At 56.4% G+C, this 20,374-nt stretch carries 19 protein-coding genes and 1 pseudogene; 7 read left to right on the top strand and 13 right to left on the bottom strand.

Annotation, left to right across the window (positions count from 1 at the left end; translation table 11 throughout):
- The 3 genes from K5Y30_RS12375 to K5Y30_RS12365 form a co-directional block, all read right to left on the bottom strand.
- Complete coding sequence (locus tag K5Y30_RS12375) at positions 1-1,011, bottom strand: luciferase-like monooxygenase (RefSeq protein ID WP_137385066.1); 1,011 nt, start codon at positions 1,009-1,011, stop codon at positions 1-3.
- Positions 1,012-1,128: 117 nt separating this feature from the next.
- Positions 1,129-2,013, bottom strand: coding sequence for a U32 family peptidase (locus tag K5Y30_RS12370; protein WP_222211605.1), 885 nt, complete (start codon positions 2,011-2,013; stop codon positions 1,129-1,131).
- A 9-nt stretch (positions 2,014-2,022) separates the two neighbouring features.
- The gene (locus K5Y30_RS12365) at positions 2,023-3,018 is read right to left on the bottom strand and encodes a peptidase U32 family protein (RefSeq protein ID WP_222211603.1); all 996 of its coding nucleotides are present in this window, start codon (positions 3,016-3,018) and stop codon (positions 2,023-2,025) included.
- 203 nt (positions 3,019-3,221) lie between these two features.
- On the opposite strand from K5Y30_RS12365, the gene K5Y30_RS12360 reads away from it, so the two are divergent.
- Together K5Y30_RS12360 and K5Y30_RS12355 are read left to right on the top strand one after the other, a co-directional pair.
- Positions 3,222-3,746, top strand: a complete 525-nt coding sequence (locus K5Y30_RS12360; protein WP_036648365.1) for an SCP2 domain-containing protein — start codon at positions 3,222-3,224, stop codon at positions 3,744-3,746.
- On the top strand, positions 3,740-4,246 hold the full coding sequence (locus K5Y30_RS12355; protein ID WP_101762241.1) for a GNAT family N-acetyltransferase: 507 nt from the start codon (positions 3,740-3,742) through the stop codon (positions 4,244-4,246). Before K5Y30_RS12360 ends, K5Y30_RS12355 begins: the two co-directional genes overlap by 7 nt.
- Here the strand turns inward: K5Y30_RS12355 and K5Y30_RS12350 are convergent.
- The gene (locus K5Y30_RS12350) at positions 4,230-4,517 is read right to left on the bottom strand and encodes a GIY-YIG nuclease family protein (protein ID WP_222211776.1); all 288 of its coding nucleotides are present in this window, start codon (positions 4,515-4,517) and stop codon (positions 4,230-4,232) included. The genes K5Y30_RS12355 and K5Y30_RS12350 overlap by 17 nt on opposite strands.
- Positions 4,518-4,597: 80 nt before the next feature.
- Between K5Y30_RS12350 and K5Y30_RS12345 the strand changes: the two genes are divergently transcribed.
- Positions 4,598-5,023 carry a YhbP family protein gene (locus tag K5Y30_RS12345; RefSeq protein ID WP_192235854.1) on the top strand — a complete coding sequence of 142 codons (426 nt, stop codon included), beginning with the start codon at positions 4,598-4,600 and terminating at the stop codon, positions 5,021-5,023.
- A gap of 38 nt (positions 5,024-5,061) precedes the next feature.
- Here the strand turns inward: K5Y30_RS12345 and K5Y30_RS12340 are convergent, their stop codons facing one another.
- Positions 5,062-5,583 (bottom strand): type 1 glutamine amidotransferase domain-containing protein, encoded by a 522-nt coding sequence (locus K5Y30_RS12340; RefSeq protein ID WP_101762238.1) that lies wholly within the window; start codon positions 5,581-5,583, stop codon positions 5,062-5,064.
- A 239-nt stretch (positions 5,584-5,822) separates the two neighbouring features.
- Between K5Y30_RS12340 and K5Y30_RS12335 the strand changes: the two genes are divergently transcribed.
- A complete protein-coding gene (locus K5Y30_RS12335; protein WP_222211601.1) occupies positions 5,823-6,857 on the top strand; it encodes a permease in 1,035 nt (344 codons plus the stop codon).
- Here the strand turns inward: K5Y30_RS12335 and nrdG are convergent.
- Positions 6,852-7,313 (bottom strand): annotated as a pseudogene (gene nrdG / locus K5Y30_RS12330) (anaerobic ribonucleoside-triphosphate reductase-activating protein); the annotation flags it as partial. The gene K5Y30_RS12335 and the pseudogene nrdG overlap by 6 nt on opposite strands.
- Positions 7,313-9,451: an anaerobic ribonucleoside-triphosphate reductase gene (nrdD, locus tag K5Y30_RS12325; protein WP_222211599.1), complete on the bottom strand. Its 2,139-nt coding sequence runs from the start codon at positions 9,449-9,451 to the stop codon at positions 7,313-7,315. The gene nrdD and the pseudogene nrdG, both read right to left, overlap by 1 nt.
- Positions 9,452-9,719: 268 nt before the next feature.
- Between nrdD and K5Y30_RS12320 the strand changes: the two genes are divergently transcribed.
- On the top strand, positions 9,720-12,104 hold the full coding sequence (locus K5Y30_RS12320; RefSeq protein ID WP_222211597.1) for a beta-N-acetylhexosaminidase: 2,385 nt from the start codon (positions 9,720-9,722) through the stop codon (positions 12,102-12,104).
- 152 nt (positions 12,105-12,256) lie between these two features.
- Here the strand turns inward: K5Y30_RS12320 and ridA are convergent, their stop codons facing one another.
- From ridA to argF, 4 genes are all read right to left on the bottom strand, one after another.
- Positions 12,257-12,643 (bottom strand): 2-iminobutanoate/2-iminopropanoate deaminase, encoded by a 387-nt coding sequence (gene ridA / locus K5Y30_RS12315; RefSeq protein ID WP_061718232.1) that lies wholly within the window; start codon positions 12,641-12,643, stop codon positions 12,257-12,259.
- Between the two features lie 78 nt (positions 12,644-12,721).
- Positions 12,722-13,186, bottom strand: a complete 465-nt coding sequence (gene pyrI / locus K5Y30_RS12310) for an aspartate carbamoyltransferase regulatory subunit (protein ID WP_007886734.1) — start codon at positions 13,184-13,186, stop codon at positions 12,722-12,724.
- Between the two features lie 10 nt (positions 13,187-13,196).
- Positions 13,197-14,132 carry an aspartate carbamoyltransferase gene (gene pyrB, locus K5Y30_RS12305; RefSeq protein ID WP_101762233.1) on the bottom strand — a complete coding sequence of 312 codons (936 nt, stop codon included), beginning with the start codon at positions 14,130-14,132 and terminating at the stop codon, positions 13,197-13,199.
- Between the two features lie 243 nt (positions 14,133-14,375).
- Entirely contained in the window at positions 14,376-15,383 is a 1,008-nt protein-coding gene (gene argF, locus K5Y30_RS12300; RefSeq protein WP_222211595.1) for an ornithine carbamoyltransferase, read from the bottom strand.
- A 161-nt stretch (positions 15,384-15,544) separates the two neighbouring features.
- Here argF and rraB point away from each other — a divergent pair, with 161 nt between their 5' ends.
- On the top strand, positions 15,545-15,967 hold the full coding sequence (gene rraB, locus K5Y30_RS12295; protein WP_008104254.1) for a ribonuclease E inhibitor RraB: 423 nt from the start codon (positions 15,545-15,547) through the stop codon (positions 15,965-15,967).
- Positions 15,968-16,027: 60 nt separating this feature from the next.
- Entirely contained in the window at positions 16,028-16,789 is a 762-nt protein-coding gene (locus K5Y30_RS12290) for a tRNA-(ms[2]io[6]A)-hydroxylase (protein ID WP_101762230.1), read from the top strand.
- A 157-nt stretch (positions 16,790-16,946) separates the two neighbouring features.
- On the opposite strand, the gene K5Y30_RS12285 is transcribed toward K5Y30_RS12290, so the two are convergent.
- Positions 16,947-17,450: a GNAT family N-acetyltransferase gene (locus tag K5Y30_RS12285; RefSeq protein WP_222211772.1), complete on the bottom strand. Its 504-nt coding sequence runs from the start codon at positions 17,448-17,450 to the stop codon at positions 16,947-16,949.
- A 66-nt stretch (positions 17,451-17,516) separates the two neighbouring features.
- Complete coding sequence (locus K5Y30_RS12280) at positions 17,517-20,372, bottom strand: valine--tRNA ligase (RefSeq protein ID WP_222211593.1); 2,856 nt, start codon at positions 20,370-20,372, stop codon at positions 17,517-17,519.
- Between the last annotated feature and the right edge of the window lie 2 nt (positions 20,373-20,374).

Below are 20,374 nucleotides of genomic sequence, written 5' to 3'. Positions count from 1 at the left end.
TTACAGCGTGCGCGCTGCTTCCATTGCCAGCGCGAAGGAGCGCAGACGCGCCTGCGAATCGTAAATCTGGCCGTTAACCATAATCTCGTCCGCCTGGGTTTCACGCATCAGCGCGGCGAGGCCGCTGCGGACTTTATCGCTATCGCCGACAATCGACATGCTGAGTGCCTGTTGCACGCCATATTGCTCGGACGGCGACCACAGATTATCCATGTTCTCCACCGGCGCAGGTAGCGGACCCGGTTTGCCGCGACGCAGGTTAATAAACTGCTGCTGCATCGAGGTGAACAGGAAGCGGGCGTCACGTTCGCTATCGGCTGCGACGACGTTGACGCACACCATCGCATACGGCTTCGCCAGACGCGCGGAAGGTTTGAATTTCTCACGATAGAGATGCAGCGCCTGGAACAGCAGATCCGGCGCGAAATGCGAGGCAAATGCAAACGGCAAACCCAGCTGAGCGGCCAGTTGCGCGCTGTACAGGCTGGAACCGAGCAGCCACACCGGAATTTTCAATCCTAAACCTGGAACCGGTTGTACTGGCGGATGTTCTCCCTCTTCGGCGTCAAACCAGCGAATCAGTTCAGAGACATCTTCTGGAAAACTATCTGCCTGGCCGCTGGAAAGATGACGACGCAACGCCAGCATGGTGCGTTGGTCGGAACCCGGCGCGCGGCCCAGTCCCAAATCGATGCGCCCAGGATAGAGTGACTCGAGGGTACCAAACTGTTCGGCGATCACCAGCGGCGCGTGATTGGGCAGCATAATGCCGCCTGAACCGAGGCGCAGCGTTTCGGTATTAGCCGCTAAATAGCCAATCAGCACTGACGTCGCGGCGCTGGCAATCCCCGTCATATTATGGTGTTCCGCCAGCCAGTAGCGGTGAAAGCCCAGTGCTTCGGATTGACGGGCCAGTGCCAGCGAATTATGGAACGCGTCGCGTGCAGTGGAACCTTGTGGAATAGGGGCCAGATCCAACACGGACAGGCGAACAGTTTTTTTCTCAGACATGGGCACTCCAAATAGGGATGGCGCAGGTGTTTAGTCGGACCTGCGCTTGTGAGTATTACTCATCGTTACCTATATTAAAACTGCTAATAACAGCAGGAATATAGCCGGAATGTGCCTTTACCTGCCGCCTTCCAGTGCCATTCCCGCCAGGCGACGCCAATAACCATTACAATCACTGCCGCGCGCCATCATTAGCGGTGCCTGACCGGCTTCGTTGGCGCGGAAGCGATCCACTTCGGCGAGCGTACTTTCGCCCTGGGGCGACAAACGCACAATGTCGATCCAGTTATGCATGCCGCTCAGGTCATTGCCGAGGTTGTAGCAATAGCCGCTCATGGTCTGAATGCCGTTGAGCACAAACACCTGCTGGCCTTCCTGCGAGAGCACGCGGCGGCCGGTTGGGTAATTGATGCAGCAGGTTTGGCAATCATCTTTGCCACGATTCTCGGCGCGTGCGGTAAAGCAGCGTGCTGACAGCGCCAGCGGCAGATGACCATAGCCAAGCACTTCCACCTCAAATTGTTCGCGCACACCCGCCGCATCGCACTGTTGCAGCAACTGAATCAGCCAGTCGCGGGACATCTCCACCGGAATGCACCAGCGCGTCATGCCTTCTTTCAGCAACAGTTGCAGCGTCTGCGCGTTATACACATTCAGCGTTGGGCCGGCGACAAACGGCAATTTGCGCTCCGCCGCCATATTCACGGTGCCGATATCATTGGCCTCCAGCAGGAACTCTCCGTTCTCGACATAGCGGCGCAGCTCTTTGACTTCCGATGGCGACTGCAGCAGTGCCAACGTACTCAGCACCACTTGCTTGCCCTGCTGCGCTAGCATGCGCGCGATGTCCATCCATTGATGGAACGAGGTGGCGCGTCTTTTACTGCAGACGGCTTCGCCGAGATAAATGATCTCCGCGCTGCTCTCGGCGGCGCGTTGATAAAAGGTTTCCAGCGTTGCAGTTGGCCAGTACCACAGCACCGGCCCGATGGCGTATTTCATGCGATCTCCTTATTGCCAGTCACGGTGATAAGCACCGAGCGTGGTTTGGCTGCCTTCTGATAACTCGCCCAGCGCCTGCATCCAAGGTTCCTGCACGGCATACTGTCCCGGCGATGCCATGCAGCGATCAATGGCCTGACGCCACACTTTCGCTACCTGCGCCACATAGGCCGGGCTGCGCTGGCGTCCTTCAATTTTCACCGAGGCAATGTTGACGCGCAGCAGTTCAGGCAGCAGCGACAAGGTGTTCAGGCTGGTGGGCTCCTCCAGTACGTGATAGAGCTGGTTATCCACTTCATAACGGCCTTTGCACAATGTGGGATAGCCAGCGCTCTCGTCGGGCGCGTAACGGTCAATCAGCACCTCATTCAGGCGCGATTCCATGCCTTTTGGCGTCTGCTGCCAGCGGACAAATTTCGCCGGCGAGCAGGCTCCCGCGCTATTAGGCGACTCGCCGGTCAGCCAGGAAGAGAGGTAGCAGCGGCCTTCAGCCATAATGCACAGGCTACCGAAGGCGAACACTTCAAGCGGTACCGGCGTTTCACGCGCCAGCTGTTTGACCTGATGCATCGACAGCACGCGAGGCAGCACCACGCGGCTGAGTTGAAAATGACGATGGTAAAAATGGATGGCCTGCAGATTGGTGGCGGAGGCCTGTACCGAAAGATGACGCTCAACCTGCGGATAATGTTTTGCCGCGTACTCCAGCGTGGCAATATCGGCCAGAATCAACGCATCCGCGCCGTTCTGAGCGGCAACATCAATCGCGCTTTGCCAGCGATTGATGCCATCAGGATGGGCGAAGGTGTTGATTGCCACATGCAGTTTGCGCCGATGCTGATGCAGATAGCGTGCGGCTTCAGCCAGTTTCTTATCGGTAAAATTGAGGCCAGCAAAGTGGCGGGCATTGGTATCGTCTTTCAGGCCGACATACACCGCGTCAGCACCATGCTCCACCGCCGATTTCAGCGCAGGCAAATTCCCCGCCGGACACAGCAGTTCCATACATTTTCCTCCCCGGATTCTGAAGCCGAAGAGTGTAAATAACTGACCCGACAGCAATGTTGATTTAAGGCAGTGAAAGCGGCATTGATGATCGGGAGTGAAGGTTTTTCGTCCAGCCAGGCGGCGATTTCCTTGATCTCAGTGGAGGCGAAGCCGGTCAGATGTGGCAAAATAGATGAAACTTTCTGAAGGGAATGACGATGATGTTTGCGCGCTTACGCGGTCTGATTGTTGAAAAAGGGCCAGAATTCCTTGCTTTACCTGTTTCCATTACCCCTTTCCCGCTAAAAAAAGCTATTCTGCAACAACTCCTAAACTGGCAATTTCGTCATGCTTTGTCTGAAGGTGAGTTAGACTTTCTGGAAGGGCGTTATCTGGGGATTGAGGTTGCCGATGTGAATCTGCGCTGGATCACCACCCTGCAAGCAGGGCGCCTGACCGTTTCGCGCGACACCGAGGCTGATGTCTGGTTTCGCGGTGAAGCCAACGATCTGTTGCTGGTGGCAGCACGCAAAGCGGATCCCGATATGTTGTTCTTTCAACGCCGTCTGGTGATTGAAGGTGACACTGAGCTGGGACTTGAGGTGAAAAACCTGATGGATGCCATTGAACTGGATGCCATGCCCACGCCATTACGCACGGGATTGCAGCAGCTCGCTGCTTTTATTGAGGCAGGAATGAAACAGGACGCGAAGGCCGCTGAGGCGCGCGCGGGGATCTCATGTTGATTCGTACTGAAATTGGCGTTGATGCAGCAGGCATCGATAGCCTGTTAAAGCGCAGTTTTGCTACCGCTGCCGAAGCGGAACTGATACAGCAACTGCGCGAAGATGGCTTGCTGACTCTCGGTGTAGTTGCCACAGATGATGAAGGTCAGGTGCTGGGTTATGCCGCTTTCAGTCCGGTGACCCTGCAGGGAGAAGACCGCAACTGGGTCGCTTTGGCGCCGCTCGCAGTGGATGAATCGGTGCGCAAACAGGGCCTTGCTAAACGGCTGGTGTATGAAGGGTTGGATTCACTGAATGAGTTCAGCTACAGCGCCGTGGTGGTGCTGGGCGATCCTGAGTTCTACAATCCACTCGGCTTTGAACCGGCGGCACGTCATGGTTTGCACTGTCGCTGGTTAGGCAGTGAAGCGGCCTTTCAGGTCTACAAACTGGCCGACGATGCGTTTGTCGGTGCAGAAGGGCTGATCGAATTCGCGCTGCCGTTTAACCGTTTCGACTAAACCAGGCCACTAAACAGGGCGGCTGCTGTGCAACCAGCAGCAGCTTTTGCGCGCGGCTCAGCTGCTTCACCTGATATTCCAGGCGTGACGCCGCCGCCCGATCGCCCGCATCGCAGTGAAACACCAGCGTCAGCGGGCCCTTGCCACGTAGCGAACGCGCGCCGCGTCCCTGCTGATGCTGTTGCAGCCGACGATTAACATCGGTGGTGATGCCGATATATAGCATCCCTGCGGCGGTTTGTAGCAGATAAAGCTGCCAGCCTTGTTCCATCATACTTATCCCGAAAATTAGCTGGCAGGCAGTGTAGCGCGCTTCAGGCTGCATCGCTATTCGCCGCACGGAGTCCAATTTTGTCCGACCATGCTCATCTGATTCGCTACTTAAAAAAACAGCACGTGCTGTCGTTATCTGCCAGCCATGGCGACGATCTGTGGTGTGCCAACTGCTTTTATGTATTTGATGCCGCGAACATGGCGTTCTGGCTGATGACTGAACCGGACACGCGCCATGGCGCATTAATCCAGTCAAATCCGCGCGTGGCGGGCACGGTGAATGGCCAGCCCAAAAGTGTGCTGCTGATTAAAGGCGTGCAGTATCGCGGCGTGATTCAGCTGCTAAGCGGAGACAGGGAAGTTATTGCGCGTCACGCCTATCAGAAGCGTTTTCCAGTGGCAAAGAAGGTCACCGCACCATTGTGGGAAATCGTGCTCGACGAAGTGAAGATGACCGACAATGCGCTGGGCTTTGGCAAAAAGATTATCTGGACCCGGCCTTAGGGCCGCCATTCACGGCGACCCCAATGCAGGAAAAACTATCAGGCCGCGTTCAAAATCCGCAGCGATTCGCGATTAAACGCGGGCAGGTCTTCAGGCGTGCGGCTGGTAACTAACTTGTCATCATCCACCACCACTTCTTTATCGTAAAAATCCGCACCGGCATTACGCAGATCGATGGCGATGGCTTTTACGCTGGTCATTTTGCGGCCGCGCACGCCGTTCGCGCTTATCAGCAGTTGCGGGCCATGGCAAATGGCAAACACCGGCTTGCCGCTGGCGACAAACTCCCTGGTGAAGTTGACGAAGCGATCGTCACCGCGCAGGGCATCGGGAGAGTGTCCGCCGGGCAGCAGCAGCGCATCAAACTCGGCTGCATTCACATCATCAATAGCCTTGTCGATGTTGACCTCAGCTTTACCCTGTTTCCCTTTAACGATGTTGCCGGCCTTAAACTCGATGGTAACCACTTCATGGCCCGCCTGAGTGTAAGCCTCCGCCGGTGAGGTAAACTCTGAGTCTTCAAATTCATCGGTAATCAGTACCGCTATTTTCTTGCTCATCTTTTTTCCTCCTTGTTGATCACGAACCTTATGTTCGTTGCACTTCTAACCCAACAAGCCTGGTAGCCATGTCGCAAAAAGCAAGCCAGCCGGCAATTCTTCCGGGAGGTAAATTTCCGCGCCGGATCAAGTTTAGGCGATTTCCACATGGCGCAATGAAATGACCTGAATGACACTAAGGCCTTTCCGCCGCGTATCCTAATGCGGCATCGTTATTCAGTTGAATACGGAATTCCGTGATGACCCAACTCCCTTCTCATGCCCCGGCGACACGCTTCGCCTGGTGGAAACCGCTGCTGTTCCTCGCCGTGGTAGTAATCGGCCTGTGGTATGTCAAATGGCAGCCTTATTACGGCAAAGCCTTTACTGCTGCCGAAACGCATTCCATCGGTAAATCGATTCTGGCCAATGCGGCGGACTCACCGTGGCGCGCGGCGCTTGATTACGCCATGGTCTATTTCCTCGCCGTGTGGAAAGCGGCCGTGCTCGGGGTGATCCTCGGATCGTTGGTGCAGGTGCTGATTCCGCGCGCCTGGCTGCTGCGTCTGATGGGCAGCTCACGCTTTGGCTCGACGCTGATGGGCACTGGATTAGGTTTGCCGGGCATGATGTGCAGCTGCTGTGCGGCGCCGGTAACCGCTGGCTTACGTCAGTCACAGGTTTCCAGCGGTGCGGCGATGGCGTTCTGGCTGGCGAATCCGCTGCTCAATCCTGCCACGCTGATTTTTATGGGCTTTGTGCTCGGCTGGCATTTTGCGGCGATTCGGCTGGTAGCGGGTTTGCTGATGGTGTTAGGCATCGCGTGGTTGGTGCAGCGCAGCGTGCCGGATCAGGCCGTTACCGCCCCCGTTATCCCGGCCCGCGATGAGCAGCCGTTTCTGTCACGCTGGCTGCGGGTGATGTGGCGACTGTTCTGCAACACCATTCCGCTGTATATCGTCGCGGTATTGTTGCTCGGCGCCGCGCGCGTGTGGCTGTTCCCGCACGCGGATGGCGCGGTGGGTAATACGCTGTTTTGGGTGATGTTGATGGCAATCGCCGGCTGCCTGTTTGTGATTCCTACCGCCGCGGAAATCCCGATTGTGCAGACCATGATGTTGGCGGGCATGGGCATTGCGCCCGCGCTGGCGTTATTAGTCACGCTGCCCGCCGTGAGTGTGCCGTCGTTATTGATGCTGCATCGCGCCTTTCCCGCACGGGCGCTGTGGATCGCGCTGATCGGCGTGGCAGGCAGCGGCATGCTGCTCGGCGTGCTCGCTTTGTGGCTGGCGTAACCACCAAATCTTCTGATTGCGGCTGCCACGCCACAGCAGCCGCGCATCTTTCTCCGCTTCGATAAAGCGTCCATCAATCAGCACATCAATTTCCTCCACCACTTCGCGCTGCGCCGCACTGAGTTCTGCCATTTCATATCCGGTCCACAGCCAGATATCCTTATCCGGACACTCACGCCGCACGCGTTTCACCAGACGACGTATATGCGGCACGTTGTGCGGATGCAGCGGATCGCCGCCGCTCAGCGACAAGCCCTGACGCGCAATGCGCCGATCGTTAAGATCGGCGATCAGCTGCTCTTCCATCTCCAGCGTAAACGGCACGCCGGAATCCAGCCGCCACGTGCTTTTGTTGTAGCAGCCACGACATTGATGTTCGCAGCCCGCGACAAACAGCGTGCAGCGCGTGCCGGGCCCGTTAACGATATCAACCGGATAATAGCCGTGGATGCGCATTATCCCAGTTTTCCTGTCTCCAGATGTTTAACGCGCCGCTGTACTTCTTGCTGCTTACCGGCGTTAAACGGACGCGCATCCGGGCTGCCGAGATAGCCGCACACGCGGCGCGTCACCGACACGCGCGCCGGATCGTGATTACCACAGCATGGGCAGGTAAACCCTTTGCTGGTGCAGCTGAACTCGCCGCTAAAGCCGCATTCGTAGCACTCATCAATCGGCGTATTGGTGCCGTAATAGGGCACGCGGTGATAGCTGTAATCCCAGACATCTTCGAGCGCCTTGAGGTTGTGCTGGATGTTGGGATATTCGCCGTAACAGATGAATCCGCCGTTAGCGATGGCGGGATAGGGCGCTTCAAAGTCGATCTTGTCGTACGGATTGACCTTCTTCTCCACGTCGAGATGGAAGCTATTGGTGTAATACCCTTTGTCGGTAACGCCGGCCACCACGCCAAATTCGGCGGCATCGAGGCGACAGAAGCGGTCGCACAGATTCTCGCTCGGCGTGCTGTACAAGCTGAAGCCGTAGCCGGTTTCCGCTTTCCACGCATCCACCGCGCGGCGCAGGTGCGTGACAATCGCCACGCCTTTTTCCCGCAGGTAATCGGCGTCATACGGATGCACTTGGTTGCCGCTCAGCGCATTCAGCGTTTCATGCAAGCCGATGTAGCCAAGGGAAATTGAGGCGCGGCCGTTGCGGAAAATGGCGCCCACTTCGTCATCCGCTTTCAGGCGCACGCCGCAGGCACCTTCCATATAGAGAATCGGCGCTACGCGCGCTTTGGTTTTTTCCAACCGGGCTATACGCGTCATTAAGGCACGTTTCGCCAGCGCCAGACGTTCATCGAGCAAGCGCCAGAACTGCGCTTCATCGCCTTTGGCTTGCAGCGCGATACGTGGCAGATTGAGGCTAATGACGCCAATATTGTTGCGGCCTTCGTGAATCTGCTCGCCGTTCTCCTCGTAGACGCCAAGGAAGCTACGGCAGCCCATCGGCGTTTTAAACGAGCCGGTCACTTCCACCACTTTTTCGTAGTTGAGGATATCCGGATACATGCGCTTGCTGGCGCACTCTAACGCCAGCTGCTTGATATCGTAATTAACATCGCCAGGCCGACGATTCACGCCTTCGCGGATAGCAAACACCAGTTTCGGGAATACCGCGGTTTTGTGATTTTTGCCCAATCCGGCAATGCGGTTGCGCAGAATGGATTGCTGGATCAGGCGCGCGGCCCAGTCGGTGCCGAGGCCAAAGCCAAAGGTGACAAACGGCGTCTGGCCGTTGGCGGTGTGCAGCGTATTCACTTCATATTCCAGCGACTGAAACGCGTCGTAGCACTCTTTCTCGGTGCGAACGCGCGCATAGGCTTCGGCATCCGGAATCTGCCATTCCAGCGCCACCGCGCGGTGTTTTTCCAGACTGAGCGTAACGAAAGGTGCCAGCACTTCATCAATGCGATTGATGGTGGTGCCGCCGTAAATGTGGCTGGCGACCTGCGCGATGATCTGTGCGGTCACCGCCGTGGCGGTGGCGATTGATTTGGGCGGCTCGATCTCGGCGTTGCCCATCTTAAAACCGTGGGTCAGCATGCCGTGCAGATCGATTAGCATGCAGTTAAACATCGGGAAGAACGGAGAATAGTCGAGATCGTGATAGTGGATGTCACCACGTTCATGCGCCAGCACCACATCGCGTGGCAAGAGTTGCTGCTGAGCGTAATGTTTGGCGACGATGCCGGCCAGCAGATCGCGCTGGGTGGGGATCACTTTGCTGTCTTTATTGGCATTTTCATTGAGCAGCGCGGCGTTGGTTTGCTCCACTAAGCCGCGGATGGCGTGATGCAGCTTACCGCGCTGCTCGCGTGCTAAATCGCGGTCATGGCGATATTCGATGTAGGCGCGCGCCAGCTGCGGCCAGCGTCCGCTCATCAGCGTCTCTTCCACCGCACACTGAATGTCGCGGATATCCACTTCGGTCTTGTCAGCCAGCTGTTGACTGACCTGCGCCGCCACTTGCGCGCACCACGCCGTATCATCGATTTGCGCTGCAGCGGCTGCCGCGTTGACTGCCGCCTCGATCCGCTGCGCATCAAACGGCACTCTGCAGCCGTCACGCTTAATCACCACCGTCGCCATTTCTTCTCCATGAAACTATATGTAGATAATTTTAAGGAGTGTAATCGCTATATATGGTGTTTACGCGCTAATTAATCGCTTCCGCTTTGACCTACAGCAAAGAAGCCACAACCAGGATTGAAAGCCGCGCAATGGTTAATCTGGCTAAAATACAAAAGTATTAACTCGCCTAGATTTCGGTTTGCGGCCACTTGCTTTGCAATGCGAAACAGGTTTAATGGGCCTTTTGCCCATTTTGGTCCGTTGTTTCATTTACAAGGATGCCCAGATGCCATTGCAAAGAACTCTGCTTGCCTGTTGTTTATCCATGACTTTTTCCGCCTTCGCCGCACCGGCTGGAGATTTACCGCTGATGCCGTGGCCACAAAGCGTTGTGCAGCCAAGCGGCGGCGGGGCGTATGCGTTAACACCGCAACTCAGGTTACATATCTCGGGCGATCATCTGGAAGGTGCTGAATCGCGCTGGCGCGCGCGCATTGCGCGGCAAACCGGCTGGCCGCTGCTGCCGGCCAGCGTATCCAGCGATCATCCCAGCATTCAGGTACAAATCGCGCAGGCGGTTGATCCGCTTCCCCAACCAGACAGCGACGAAAGTTATCATCTGCTGGTTAACAGCGATGGCGTCTTGCTGAAAGCCAACACGCGCTTCGGCGCGATGCGCGGCATGGAAACTGTGCTGCAGCTGATTGAAAACACCGAAAACGGCACCGAAATTCCCTACGTCACCATTGACGACAAACCGCGCTTTCCGTGGCGCGGAGTGCTGATCGATTCGGCGCGCCACTTCCTGCCAATTGAAACCGTGAAACGACAAATCGACGGCATCGCCGCCGCGCGTATGAACGTGTTTCACTGGCACTTAACCGACGATCAAGGTTGGCGATTTGCCTCCAGCCACTATCCGCAGCTGCAGGAGAAAGCCAGCGACGGCTTGTACTACACGCAACAGCAGATGCGCGATGTGGTGCGCTACGCCACGCAGCGCGGCGTACGCGTGGTACCGGAAATCGATCTGCCCGGTCATGCGTCGGCGATAGCAGTAGCGATGCCGGAGTTAATGAGCGCGCCGGGACCGTATCAGATGGAGCGCGGCTGGGGCGTGTTTAAGCCGCTGCTCGATCCCAGCAACGAAGCGGTATTCCGCTTTATCGACACCTTAATGGGCGAAGTGACGGCGATCTTCCCCGATCCCTACATCCACATCGGCGGTGATGAGGTTGATCCAACCCAGTGGAATGATTCCACACGCATTCAGCAGTTTATGCGCGACCACGGTTTAAAGGATACGCATGCGCTGCAAGCCTGGTTTAATCAGCGCGTTGAGAAAATCCTCGAAGCGCATCAGCGCCGCATGATCGGCTGGGATGAGGTTTACCATCCTGATCTGCCTAAAAGCATTCTGATTCAATCGTGGCAAGGACAGGATGCGTTGGGCACGGTGGCGAAAAACGACTTCCGCGGCATCCTCTCCACCGGTTTCTATCTCGATCAGCCGCAAACCGCCGCTTACCACTATCGCAATGAACCCTGGCCGCAGGGGCTCAACGGCGCGGATCAGGTGCAGGCTGGTGAGCAGGCGCAGAGCTGGCAATTCACCATGCCGCGTTTGAAAGGCAGCGCGCTGAAAGGCAGCTTTACCCTGATAGAAGGGAAAAACGGCTGGAGCGGCTTTATCGATTTCAGCGGCAAAGCGCGTCGCATGGTCAGTGATATTCGCTGGCTGTCGCCCACACAGCTGACGTTCAGCGTCGATACGTGGATGGGGCCATTCCAGCCGATGGTGACGCTAACGCAAGACAAGCTGACCGGTTATATGCTGGTGGGCAACGTGCGCTATCCCGCAGAAGGCAGCAAGTTGCCGCAGGTGCCAGCCGGCATTGCGCCATCGCTGCCGACGCCGCAACAGATGCAGAACAACCTGATTGGCGGCGAAGCGGCGCTGTGGGCGGAGAATGTTAACAGCCGGGTGATCGACACGCGCCTGTGGCCGCGCGCTTTTGTGGTGGCGGAGCGGTTATGGTCGGCAAAGGATGTCACCGACAGCGATAACATGTATCAGCGCCTGAGCGCGGTGGATCGCTGGGGCACTATTTCTGTCGGCTTGCAGCAGCATCAGCAGGCTGAAGTGCAGATGATGCGACTGGCGAACAGCAGTGACATCACGCCGCTGCGCATATTGGCCGAAGTGCTGGAGCCAGCGCAATACTACACGCGCCAGCATCTGAAATTTCAGGCGGGACATTACGACTATTTTGAACCGCTCAATCGTTTGGCGGATGTGTTGCCGGCCGAGAGCAATGCGGTGCGTGTGCTGGATAAGCAGGTGGATCGCTTGATCGCCAATCGCGCCGATCATGCGGCGGCGCATGCCATCCGTCAGCAATTGCAGCGCTGGCAGAACAATAGCGATGCGGTGATGCCGCTGATTTTGGGCAGCTATCAGCTCAAGCCGCTGCAGCAGCAGGTGCAGCAAGTGGCGGAACTGAGCCGGATGGGGCTGGATTTGGTCAATGCGCTGGAGCGTAATCAGGCGTATGGCGCAGGTGAGGTGGCGCAGATGCATTCACAACTGGATGCGGCAGCGCAGGTGCAGGATGAAACCGTGCTGGCGCTGGTGCGGCCGCTGGAGAAGTTGTTGCGATCGTTTAAATAAATATTGTGCTGGCTGTCCCCCATCCCGGCCTTCCCCCGCAAGCGGGGGAAGGAGATGCTGCCACATGCAGCTTCAATACTGACATGTGGCAGCATCTTCCTCCCCCATTTATGGGGGAGGACCGAGGAGGGGGACAGCCAGCACCAACCAAATCAACGACGTACCGCAATCGCCTCAATTTCAATCTTCACATCTTTCGGCAGACGCGCCACTTCCACGCAAGAACGCGCTGGGAAGCTGGCGTTGTGCTCGGTGAAGAACGCTTCATAGGTTGCGTTCACCGTGGCGAAGTCATTTAAATCCTTCACAAACACGGTAGTTTTCACGATATCGCCCACTTTCAGGCCGGCGGCTTCGACAATCGCCTTCACGTTTTCCAGTGATTGACGTGCCTGCGCGGAGACATCGTCGGCCACGGCGCCGGTGGCGGGATCAACCGGGATCTGGCCTGAAGTGATGATCATGCTGCCGAGATCCACGCCCTGCACGTAAGGGCCAATCGCTGCGGGTGCGTTTGAAGTACTGATTTCGCGAGACATTGTTTCTCCTTGAAAGTGCGCGGCCGACCGATGTCCGCCGCGAAATGAATCGTCCCATTATAGGGACGACGCGGGCGATTACCAGTGACCGAGCACCACGTGGCGCGCGAACTCTTTCTCGCAATATTTGCACTTCAGATGCACATCATCTTCACGCTTTTTCACCGCAAAACTGGTGAACACCGGCTCGTTACGGCTGATACAGTTGCTGTTCGGGCAGGTCAGCACGCGGTCAATACGATCCGGCAAGGTGGGGGCGATCTTCGCCACCACTTCGTATTCGTCAATGCGGTTTACCGTGGCGAGCGGCGCATACACCGCCAACTGATTGATCTGATCGTCGGTCAGGAAGGTATTTTCGATCTTGATCAGATCTTTACGGCCCATCTCGCCCGACGGCAAGTTGAGGCCGATGGTGATGCGCTGATCGGTTTCGGTCAGACGAAACAGCGAAAGTAACTTAAAGCCGACCTGCGCCGGGATATGGTCAATCACCGTGCCGCGTTTGATGGCTTCAACCTGCAATTTATTATCGTGAGTCATCGCTTTCTCCTTACAGTGCCAGTTCGCGATTCAGTACCAGCGCCAGCAGCGCCTGGCGAGCGAAGATGCCATTTCCAGCCTGCTGAAAATACCAGGCGTGCGGCGTGCTATCCACGTCGGTGGTGATCTCGTCGATACGCGGCAGCGGATGCAGCACTTTCATGTTGTCGCGCGCACCGGCTAAATCAGCGGCACGCAGAATGAACTGTGCTTTAACGTTGGCGTATTCCGACGGATCGAGGCGCTCTTTCTGCACGCGCGTCATATACAGAATATCGAGTTGTGGCATCACTTCTTCGATGGTGTCGTGGCGTGACCAGGCAATGTTCTGCTCATCCAGCATATCGGTGATGTACGCAGGCATCGCCAGCGCATCCGGCGCGATAAAGAAGAAGCGGTTGCCATCAAACTTCGCCAGCGCCTGCGTCAGTGAATGCACGGTGCGGCCATATTTCAGGTCGCCGACCATTGCCACATTCAGGTTATCCAGGCGATTTTGCGTTTCGCGGATGGTGAAGAGATCGAGCAGCGTTTGCGTTGGATGCTGGTTAGCGCCATCACCGGCGTTGAGGATTGGAATGCCGCCGGAGAATTCCGTCGCCAGACGCGCGGCGCCTTCCTGCGGATGACGCATCACGATGGCATCAACGTAAGTCCCAATCACCGAAATGGTATCGGCGAGGGTTTCGCCTTTCTTGCCGAGCGAGGTGTTGCTACCGTCGGCGAAGCCCACCACTGACGCGCCGAGACGATGCATCGCGGTTTCAAACGACAAACGCGTGCGCGTTGAAGCCTCAAAGAAGCAGCTGGCGATCACATTGTGTTTCAGCAGCTCCGGCTGGGGATTGGCTTTCAGCTGGGCGGCGGTATGCAGCACCAGCTCCAGCTCGTCGCGGTTGAGATCGTTGATGGAAATAATGTGCTTGCGATATAGCGGGTTGGCCATAGCGTTCTCCTCTGCGCTGCCGGATTGCGGACAAAAAAAAGCCCCTGCTTAAGGGGCTTTTTTTACGATCGATTGATGACGGAAAGAAACAGATGCGCCGCCCGCTGTCAGGCGTCGTTGAGCGTCAAATTGTGCGCTGCGCTGTTGCATGTTTCCTCCGGCAAATTGGGCCGCATTATACGCATTCACTGATTTGCATCAAGCAAATATCGCGCGCGAGGTAAACGTTTGCGGCGCCACCAATCATAGCTTGCCGAGCGTCGCGACCATCACCGCTTTAATGGTGTGCATGCGGTTTTCAGCCTGATCGAACACGATGCTGTGCGCAGATTCAAACACCTCATTACTCACTTCCATGCCATCGTGCAAACCGTGCTGCTCGGCCATTTGACGGCCCAGCGTGGTTTTGTCGTCATGGAAGGCCGGTAAGCAGTGCAGGAACTTCACCTGCGGATTGCCGGTCAGCGCCAGCATCGCGCTATTAACCTGATAAGGACGCAGCAGGGCGATGCGATCTTCCCACACCGATTTGGCTTCGCCCATCGACACCCACACATCCGTGTAGATGAAGTCGGCACCTTGCACCCCTTCAGCGATATCTTCGGTCAGGGTGATTTTGCCACCGGTTTGCTGTGCGGCCACGCGGCATTGCTCCACCAGTTCCGCTTCCGGCCAGCAGCCTTTGGGTGCCACCAGACGCAGATCCAGACCGACCAGCGCAGCGGCTTCCAGCATGCTGTTGCCCATGTTGTTGCGCGCATCGCCGACGTAAACCAGCGTCATTTCATCCAGCGATTTACCCGGTAAATGTTCCTGCATTGTCAGCAGATCGGCCAGCAGTTGCGTGGGATGGAATTCGGTGGTCAGGCCGTTCCACACCGGCACGCCAGCGAATTCCGCTAAGGTTTCCACCAGTTCCTGGCCGTAGCCGCGATACTGAATACCGTCATACATGCGTCCCAGCACGCGCGCGGTGTCCTTCATTGACTCTTTATGGCCAATTTGGCTGCCGCTTGGGCCGAGATAGGTGACGTTAGCGCCCTGATCGTAAGCGGCAACTTCGAAAGAGCATCGGGTACGAGTCGAGTCTTTTTCGAAGATGAGCGCGATGTTTTTGCCTTTCAGGTACTGCGTTTCGCTGGCATTTTTCTTTGCGTGTTTTAATTCACCTGCCAGACTCAGCAGAGAATCGATTTCGGCTGGGGTGAAATCCAGCAATCTCAGGAAATGTCTTTGATGTAGCTGACTCATACAGCGCTCCGGATGCCTACATTAAATGAATTAAAATTCAATTTAACCGTATGAATATGCATTTTCAACCCCGACGTTAAGAAACTTGTTGTTTTGTGTAGTGGCGCGCGAGGCAGTGTGGGAAAATAATTGAATTCAGCCGAATATTTGAGGACACACCCATGGCATATGAAGCATTGCTGGAAGAACAGCGCGAAGAGACGCGACTGATCATTGAAGAGTTGCTGGAAGACGGCAGCGATCCAGATGCGCTTTACACTATTGAGCATCATCTCTCCTGCAACAACTTCGACTCGCTGGAGAAGGTCGCGGTTGATGCCTTCAAGCTGGGCTACGAAGTGAGCGAGCCAGAAGAGCTGGAGCTGGAAGACGGCACCACCGTAATGTGTGTGGATATCCTGAGCGAAGGCGCGTTGAAGCCAGAGCTGATTGATGCGCAGGTTGAGCAGCTGGTGAATCTGGCAGGCAGCTACAACGTCGATTACGACGGGTGGGGCACCTACTTTGAAGATCCTGATGCCGAAGATGAAGATGACGATGGCGAGTTCATCGACGACGAAGAAGACAACGGTGTGCGTCACTAAGCATTAATGGGCGGCACTCGCCGCCCTGAACACGTTTCCCCGTAAGACAAAAGACTGCCCATGAATTACGCTCCGCTATTAGAACCGATCTATCAATTCCTGCATTGCCGCACGCCACAAGCGTGGATTGATGAAGCGCGCAAGCCGGAAAATCTGACGTTGCTGCTCACCGATCACATGGTTTGTGAATTGAAAGCCGCGCAAACCGCGGTGTTCATCATCCGTAAATACGTGGCGGATAAGCCAAGTGGTGATGCCATTCTGGCGTGGCTCAAGCCGTATGAAGATTTTATCTACCGCGACGAGCAGGACGGTAACTTTATCAATGCCCACAAGAATCTGACCAAAAGCATTATCGTGCGCAACGAGCTGCCGTGGGCCGATGATTTGGTGGAGATGATGGTGCTGCTGGTGAAAGAGGAGCTGCACCACTTCTATCAGGTGTGGGAAATCATGCAGTCGCGCGGTTTGCCGTATCGCAAAATCACTGCCAGCCGCTATGCCAAAGGTTTGATTCGCGAGATTCGCACATACGAGCCGGAAGCGCTGGTGGATAAGCTAATTTGCGGGGCGTACATCGAAGCGCGATCCTGCGAACGTTTCGCCAGCCTGGCGCCGTATCTGGATGAGCAACTGGAGAAGTTCTATATTTCGCTGCTGCGCTCGGAAGCGCGTCACTATCAGGATTACCTGAAGCTGGCGCAGCAGATTTCGCCGAAGGAGATTGCGCCGCGCGTGCAGGTGTTTGGCGAGGCAGAAGCGCGCTTAATCAGCGAGCCGGATGGCGAACTGCGGTTTCATAGTGGGGTGCCGGCGGTTTAGGTTTGTGCCCGCTGTCCCCCATCCCGGCCTTCCCCCGCTAGCGGGGGAAGGAGATGCTGCCACATGCAGCTTCAACGCTGACATGTGGCAGCATCTTCCTCCCCCATTTATGGGGGAGGACCGAGGAGGGGGACAGCGAGCACACACAGCGAGCAAATCACAACAGCTTCAGCATCCGCACTTCACAATCCACATGCCCGGTACAACCCATCGCGCTATCAATCAGCTCAAATCCCAACGACTCATACAACTTAATCGCACGCGTCAAACTGCCGGTGGTTTCCAGATAGCAGCGCTGAAAACCCTGCTGACGGGCGAATTCCATGGCGCGCAGCGCCAGATCGCGCGCCAGACCTAAGCCGCGCACCTGCGGCAGGAAATACATTTTCTGCAGCTCGCAGATATCCGGCGCGCTGCAGGCCAGCGGTGCAACGCCGCCGCCGCCCACCACCACACCGTCATGTTCCACAATCCAGTAAGCGCTGTTGACTTCGCTGTAGAGTTCGAACAGGCGATCGAGATGGGGATCGGACACGGTGTAGCCTTTATCCGCCGTCAGGCCAAATTCAGCTGATACGTCACGGATCACCTGCGCGATCAGCGGGTTATCGGCGGCTGAAATGGGGCGCACCTTTAAATTGATGGGAGCGTCGGTGGTCATCATTATCTTCCGGTATAAAAAAGCCGGGCAGTGCCCGGCTTCGATTAAGCAGTTGGACTGAAGCGCTTACAATGCCGCAATCACGCCCTGCTGTTCAAACAGTTTTGCTTTTGATTGCTCAAGCTCAGCCACGCGCTCACGCTCTTTGGCGACAACCGCTTCCGGCGCACGTGAGACAAAGCCTTCATTGGCCAGCTTGGTCTGGATCTTCTCGATTTCGACATCAAGTTTCACCAGCTCTTTCGCCAGACGCTCCAGCTCGGCTTCTTTGTTGATCAGATCCGCCATCGGGATCAGCAACTCAGCGCCTTCAACAATCTTGGTGACCGAAACCGGGCCTTTCTCGCCTGCAGGCAGAATGGTCAGGCTTTCCAGACGCGCCAGACGCGACAGGAAGGTGCGGTTCTCTTCGACGCGACGCTGCGCGGCGGCAGAGCAGTCACGCAGCAGCACGTCGAGCGGCTTGCTTGGTGCGATGTTCATCTCAGCACGGATATTACGTACCGCGACGATCGCCTGCTTCATCCACTCGATATCGGCTTGCGCTTCGGCATCCTCTTTCGCCGCGTCATACTGCGGGAACGGCTGCAGCATGATGGTATCGTGATCGATGTTTTTCAGGCCTTTCACACGCTGCCAGATGGTTTCGGTGATGTAAGGAATGATCGGATGCGCCAGACGCAGCAGCGCTTCCAGCACGGTGACCAGCGTATTACGCGTACCGCGCAGTTCCGCTTCGCTACCGCTGGTCATCACCGGCTTGGTCAACTCCAGATACCAGTCACAGAACTGGTTCCAGGTGAAGTCGTACAGAATGTTGGCCGCGATATCAAAGCGATAGTTATCCAGCGCTTCACGGTAGGCTTTTACGCTGCGGTTGAATTCGCTCAGAATCCAGCGATCCGCCAGCGACAGCTTCATTTCGCCGCCGTTTTGTCCGCAATCCTGCTCTTCGGTATTCATCAGCACGAAGCGGCTGGCGTTCCACAACTTGTTGCAGAAGTTGCGGTAGCCTTCGAGGCGCTTCATATCCCAGTTGATGTCACGACCGGTAGAAGCCAGCGCGGCAAGGGTGAAGCGCAGCGCATCGGTACCTGAAGGCACGATGCCGTCCGGGAACTGCTTTTCGGTACGTTTGCGGATCTTCTCAGCCAGCTGCGGCTGCATCATGTTGCCGGTACGTTTCTCCAGCAGATCTTCCAGCGAAATGCCGTCAATCATATCCAGCGGATCGATGACGTTACCTTTCGACTTGGACATCTTCTGGCCTTCTTCATCGCGGATCAAACCGGTCATATAAACGGTTTTGAACGGCACCTGCGGCTTGCCGTTTTCATCTTTGATAAAGTGCATGGTCAGCATGATCATGCGCGCAATCCAGAAGAAGATGATGTCGAAGCCGCTCACCAGCACGCTGGTTGGATGGAAGGTACGCAGCGCTTCGGTGTTCTCCGGCCAGCCCAGCGTCGAGAAGGTCCACAGACCGGACGAGAACCAGGTATCCAGCACGTCGTCGTCCTGGCGCAGCGCCACATCGGCGGCCAGATTGTTTTCCTGACGCACCTCGTCTTCGGTGCGGCCAACATAGACGTTGCCGTCGTTGTCGTACCACGCCGGAATGCGGTGTCCCCACCACAGCTGACGTGAAATACACCAATCCTGAATGTCACGCATCCATGAGAAGTACATGTTTTCGTACTGCTTCGGTACGAACTGGATGTCGCCGTTTTCTACCGCTTCAACCGCGACTTTCGCCAGCGGTGCGGTGCGCACATACCATTGGTCGGTCAGCATTGGCTCGATCACCACGCCGCCGCGATCGCCGTAAGGCACGGTGAGGTCGTGCGGTTTGATCTCTTCCAGCAGGCCAATCTCATCAATGGCGGCAACCATCGCTTTACGCGCGGCGAAACGCTCCATTTTCTGGAACTGTGCCGGGATGTCGTCTGCGCACGCGTCGCTGACTTCGCCATTGGTGTCGAACACTTCCGCGCGCTCGCGGATGTCGCCATCAAAGGTCAGAATGTTGATCATCGGCAGCTTATGACGACGACCCACTTCGTAGTCGTTGAAGTCATGCGCAGGCGTGATCTTCACGCAGCCGGTGCCTTTTTCCATATCAGCGTGTTCATCGCCAACGATCGGAATACGACGGTTCACCAGCGGCAGGATCAGCTCTTTGCCGATCAGATCTTTATAACGCGGATCTTCCGGGTTAACCGCGACGCCGGTATCGCCCAGCAGGGTTTCCGGACGCGTAGTCGCCACCACCAGATAATCTTTGCCTTCAGCGGTTTTCACGCCGTCAGCCAGCGGATAGCGAATGTGCCACATCGAGCCTTTGCTCTCGCGATTTTCCACTTCCAGATCGGAGATTGCGGTACGTAGTTTTGGATCCCAGTTTACCAGGCGTTTGCCACGGTAAATCAGGTTCTCTTTGTACAGGCGGACAAACACTTCGCGCACTGCGTTGGACAGACCTTCGTCCATGGTGAAGCGCTCGCGATCCCAGTCAACCGAGTTGCCGAGACGACGCATCTGGCGAGTAATGGTGCCGCCGGATTCCGCTTTCCACTGCCAGATTTTGTCGATGAACGCATCGCGGCCATAATCCTGGCGCGTTTTGCCCTCTTCAGCGGCGATTTTGCGTTCTACCACCATCTGCGTGGCGATACCGGCGTGATCGGTACCGGCCTGCCACAAGGTATTTTTACCCTGCATGCGCTGGTAGCGAATCATGGTATCCATGATGGTCTGCTGGAAAGCGTGACCCATATGCAAGCTGCCGGTGACGTTCGGCGGCGGGATCATGATGCAAAAGCTTTCCTGGCTGGTATCGCCATTCGGTTTAAAGTAGCCCTGCTGTTCCCAGTGCTCGTAGAGCGGCTGCTCGATATCTTGCGGGTTATATGTCTTTTCCATTT

The sequence above is a fragment of the Pantoea sp. DY-5 genome (assembly GCF_019795955.1).
In the GTDB taxonomy this organism is placed as follows: Bacteria; Pseudomonadota; Gammaproteobacteria; order Enterobacterales; family Enterobacteriaceae; genus Pantoea; species Pantoea leporis.
Note: the sequence above shows the minus strand (reverse complement) of the source record. Positions and strands in the feature narration are given on the sequence as shown.